This window comes from uncultured Empedobacter sp., from assembly GCF_937930195.1.
GTDB classification, from domain to species: Bacteria; Bacteroidota; Bacteroidia; order Flavobacteriales; family Weeksellaceae; genus Empedobacter; species Empedobacter stercoris.
In genome coordinates, this window is sequence record NZ_CALGVK010000031.1 from 1 (window position 1) to 4,792 (window position 4,792).

General features: G+C 32.9%; 6 protein-coding genes and 1 pseudogene. All 7 read left to right on the forward strand.

The window, feature by feature from the left end:
* The coding region (hypB, locus tag Q0616_RS01795; protein WP_298774556.1) for a hydrogenase nickel incorporation protein HypB at positions 1–445 on the forward strand (445 nt) is incomplete at its 5' end.
* A 12-nt stretch (positions 446–457) separates the two neighbouring features.
* Positions 458–922: an urease accessory protein UreE gene (locus tag Q0616_RS01800; protein WP_286484146.1), complete on the forward strand. Its 465-nt coding sequence runs from the start codon at positions 458–460 to the stop codon at positions 920–922.
* Between the two features lie 3 nt (positions 923–925).
* The gene (locus tag Q0616_RS01805) at positions 926–1,951 is read left to right on the forward strand and encodes an ABC transporter substrate-binding protein (RefSeq protein ID WP_286484147.1); all 1,026 of its coding nucleotides are present in this window, start codon (positions 926–928) and stop codon (positions 1,949–1,951) included.
* Positions 1,941–2,954, forward strand: coding sequence for an iron ABC transporter permease (locus Q0616_RS01810; protein ID WP_286484148.1), 1,014 nt, complete (start codon positions 1,941–1,943; stop codon positions 2,952–2,954). Before Q0616_RS01805 ends, Q0616_RS01810 begins: the two co-directional genes overlap by 11 nt.
* Positions 2,954–3,721, forward strand: coding sequence for an ABC transporter ATP-binding protein (locus Q0616_RS01815; protein WP_286484149.1), 768 nt, complete (start codon positions 2,954–2,956; stop codon positions 3,719–3,721). Before Q0616_RS01810 ends, Q0616_RS01815 begins: the two co-directional genes overlap by 1 nt.
* 7 nt (positions 3,722–3,728) lie before the next feature.
* Positions 3,729–4,283, forward strand: a complete 555-nt coding sequence (locus tag Q0616_RS01820; RefSeq protein ID WP_286484150.1) for a GNAT family N-acetyltransferase — start codon at positions 3,729–3,731, stop codon at positions 4,281–4,283.
* Positions 4,261–4,792 (forward strand): annotated as a pseudogene (locus Q0616_RS01825) (TonB-dependent siderophore receptor); the annotation flags it as partial. The gene Q0616_RS01820 and the pseudogene Q0616_RS01825, both read left to right, overlap by 23 nt.

A 4,792-nucleotide genomic window follows, 5' to 3' on the forward strand; every position in this document is an offset into this window, starting at 1 on the left:
CGAAGTAGGAATCAATGCTTTACAAATTGTAACAGGCGGAATGTGTCATATCGAAGCGCAAATGATTTTACAAGCTTTGGATCATATTAATTTGGATGGAACAGATTTATTATTTATCGAAAATGTAGGAAATCTTCTTTGTCCATCTGCTTTTGATCTAGGTGAAGATTATCGTGTTACACTTATCGCTACAACTGAAGGTGATGACAAACCAAAGAAATATCCACGTATGTTCTTAACAAGTGAATTGATGTTGGTTTCTAAATCAGATTTATTACCATATGTTCCTTTTTCTATCGAGGCGGTTACAAAGGATGCAAGAGAGGTTAATCCAAACTTAGAAGTGCAAACAATCAGTACGTTGAATGGAGAAGGAATTGACGAATGGTGTCAATGGTTGAAAGAGAAAGTTCAGTTGAAAAAAGAAGCTGCACAACAAAAATAATAGATCGAAACAATGGAAAATCAGTTGGTAATTATAGATGAAATTCAGTCAAAAACTGAACAAGTAGAAAATATTTTGGATCAATTAACGATTGAATGGTTTGAGATTCGAAAACAAAAAATTACGCGAAAAACAACTGCTGGTTTAACATTAGAAATTCGATTACAAACTAAAAATGAGTGGCAGAACGGCGATCGATTATTTCATGAAAACAAATTAGTAGCTTTAGTTTACATAAAACCTTGTTTGTGTATTCAGTTTTCTGCAAAGTCGAAGTCCGATGCCGCTGATTTTTGTTACTTCGTTGGCAATCGTCACCTTCCTATTTATTGGAAAAACGACGACGATAATCAACTTTTGCTTCCTTATGATGGTCGTATGTACGAGCAACTTTTGACTCGCTATCAAGATAAAATACAACTTGTCGAAGCACAATTAATTAGTGAATTTTTATTAAAAAATTTGGTAAAAAATTAAACCATGAATTGTAAAATACTTCATCGTATAACCCTTATTTTATCATTCTTTATTTTCTTTCAAAGTTGTCATTCTTCTTCTTCAAAAAAGAGCGAACAACAAGGTGAAATAAAAGCGGAAGATAGTCGTGGAAAAATGGTTTCGTTACCACAAGAAGCAAAACGAGTGATTGTACTTTTTGAACCTTCTTTGGACGAAATTTACATGTTGCATGCCGAAGATAAAGTGGTTGGAATTCCGCAACAAGTTTTTCAGAATGAAGATAAATTTGAGTTCTATGCAAAATTAGATGAGCGAATTAAAAATAAAACAATTGCGACGCCAACTTTTGGAGGTGGATCAAGTAATATCGAAACAATTGTTGGTTTGCAACCTGATTTAGCGATTGTTTATGAACAAAATATCGAAACAATTCAGCAATTAGAAGAATTAAATATTCCAGTTTTTACCGTTTCAAGTTTAAGTCAAGATAAGATTTACAAAGAATTGCTTGGAATGGGAACTTTATTAGGAAAAAAACAACGTGCAGAGGAAGTGGTTTCTTATGTAAAAACAGAGGCTAAAAAGTTGAAAGCTCCTGTAAATGAAAAACCTAAAAAAGTCTATTATGCGTGGTCTAAAGGACGTATTTTTTCGACATCTGGAAAAGGAACTTTGTTAGATTTAGCAATCAAATTATCGGGTGCAGAAAATGCTTGTCCATTAGAAATGGAATCGCCAAATGTTGGTGCAGAATCGATCTATAAATGGAATCCAGATTTGATTGTTCTTTGGAATTCGAGCCTTGATGAGGTGTATCAACTAAAAGAATTAGCAGCTTTGCCAGCGGTAAAATCAAAACAAGTTTTCGCGATGAATCCTGCTTTTTATTACGATCCGCATACAGTTAAGTTTTTATTATTTGCCAAACAACTTCGCAATTGGTGTTATCCTTCGGCTTATTCGACGGAACAATTAGATAAAGAGGTACAAAATGATATCATGCAATTGTACCAAAAACCAGATTTATACAAGAAAAATGCAATCTAAATTGAAATCTTACGGTCTACTTTTGATTTTACCACTTACGGTTGTCATTCTTTCTATGACAATGGGCGCAACGAATTTTGTAGGTATTTCGGAGTTGATTCGTTACAGTTCATCTGCAATGAGCAAGTTAATTTCGGGAACAACTAATTTACCTCAATCAAGTATAGAAACTATTTTATGGCAAGTTCGTTTACCTCGTATTGTATTAACGTTTATTGTTGGTGCAGCTTTGGCATCATCTGGTAATGTTTTACAGGCAATTTTCAGAAACCCAATTGTAGATCCATTTACATTAGGTATATCATCTGGTTCTGCTGTTGGCGCAGCTTTAGCAATGGTTGTTCCTGTATTATCTATCAATATTTCAGCATTTGTATTTGGAATTTGTGCTGTTTTATTAACGTATTTAATTTCAAAAACAAACGTCAAAAGTTCATTAATCAATATGGTTTTATCAGGAATGATAATTTCTGGAGTTTTTACAGCTGTTTTGACACTTTTACAATACATCAGCGATCCATACAAATTGCAAATGATTGTGCAATGGACGATGGGAAATTTACATACAGCTTCTTGGGAAAAAGTAGAAATTGCTTTTTATCCGATTTTAATTGGTTTAACCATTATTATTTTATTCCGTTGGAAACTCAATTTATTGTCTTTGGGAGATGAAGAAGCACTTGCAGTTGGTGTAAAACCAGGACTTCTCAAAGTAATTTTGATTGGAGTTGCAACCTTAATTACAGCCGCTTGTGTTGCTGCAGTTGGTGTGATTAGCTTATTTGGATTAATTGTTCCACATATTAGTCGAATGTTTTTTGGACCAAATAACGAAAAAACGGTTTGGGCAAATATTAGTATTGGCGGAACTCTTCTTTTAGTAATCGATGATTTTTCGAGAACGGTAATGCCTTTTGAGATTCCGGTTGGTGTTTTTACAATGTTGATTGGTGCACCAATTTTTATTTATCTGATGAGAAAAAACGCAGCAAATTGGAACTAATGAAAGCAATAGTTAACATACAAAATTTATCGTTTACGTATGGAAAAGATAAAATTCTAAATGATGTAAATGTCAATTTTTCTGAAGCAAAATTATCTGTTGTGATGGGAAAAAACGGAAGTGGAAAATCAACTTTGTTTAACATCATTGCAGGTTTGGAGAAGAAATACGACGGAAATGTTTTCATTGGAAATGAAGAACGTAGAAAGATAAAAATTGGATCATCTTCGCTTCGTGTTGGTTTTATGACGCAGTTTCATCAAACGACTTTTCCATTCAAAGTTTTTGATGTTGTGATGACTGGTCGCGCTTCTTTTTCGAGATTTTCTCCTAAAAATGAAGATTATCAAATTGTCGAAGAAATGTTGACGAAGTTTAATTTATGGCATTTAAAAGACAAAGCCTATACTTCACTTTCTGGTGGAGAAAGACAATTGGTGTTGTTGTGTCGTGTTTTGGTTCAAAATCCAGATGTTTTGATGTTAGACGAACCAACGAATCACTTGGATTTACATTACCAAGTTTTGGTTTTAGAAACCTTACAAGAACTTGTCAAGCAAGGAAAAACAGTGCTTTGTGTGATGCATGATCCTAATTTGGCATTTATGTATGGTGATCAATTTTATATGATGAAAAATCATCAATTGGTTGATTTAGAAAATTATAATCAAGAAGAAATTAAAAATATTCTGCAAGAAACGTATCAATTGCCTTTATTGAATTTAACTCATCAAGGAAAACAATTGTTTGTACCACAATTAAAATAAAAATTGAATGAAAAATATAAAAATTACACCTGTTGAAACTCATCAGGTCGAAGAAATATTGCCTTATGTGATCGAGTTTAGACGCGATTTATTTCCAACATTAGATCCGACAATTGTTCCAAAAGACTTGTTGAATTTTATGTCAAATTACATCGAAAGTCAAGCTGGAATTTTTCTTCAGGCACGTGATGAAAACAATAAAATTATTGGCGTTATCGGTATGATGCCTTTCGATTATCGTTTTCCTCATCTTTCTGTGGGTAAAGAAAAAACGGTTGAGGTTGCTCGTTTGTTTGTCGAACCAGCTTATCGTCGATTTGGTTTGGGAACGCAATTGTTTCAGGAATTGGAAAAACAAGCGCATCAAAAAAATATTCATCGTTTGTATTTGCACACGCACCCAAGTTTGCCAGGAGCGTATGAATTCTGGTTAAAACAAGGTTTTGATTTGATGATGTTTTGTGAAGAATCAAGCTTTCCGACTTATCATATGCAAAAAGAGATTAGTACAATCGAATTAAAAAATAATATTTCTCAAAATGAAAACATCTTTCATGTATAAAATTATCACCTTTAGTTTTTTCATTTTTCTTGGTATAACAGCAACTGCGCAAGAAACAAAAATGATTTTTGGTAAAATTCTTAATCAAGAAGATCAACCAATTTCGAATGCAATTATTTCAATAGAAAATGATACGTACAACGTAGAAACTGCTGAAAATGGAGAGTTTAAATTCGAAAAAGAAGTTCAACTTCCATTGACAATTTCGATTTTGGCTGATGGTTTGAATTCAACAAATTTTGTAATTACAAAACAAAATTGGAATGAGCAAACTGGTCTTAAAATCTATTTATCAAAGGAATCGACGCAATTAGGAGAAGTTTTAATTAGCTCAGATAAAAAGAATTCATATTATCAACATACGATCACTTTTGATGGAAAATTGAATGGAAATCTGAAAGATTTACCACAAACAATTAGTATTGTGAATCGCCAATTGATGGACGATAAACAAGCGTTCAAAGTTTCGGATATGGTGCATGATTTATCGGGTGTTAATCAAGCTTCAT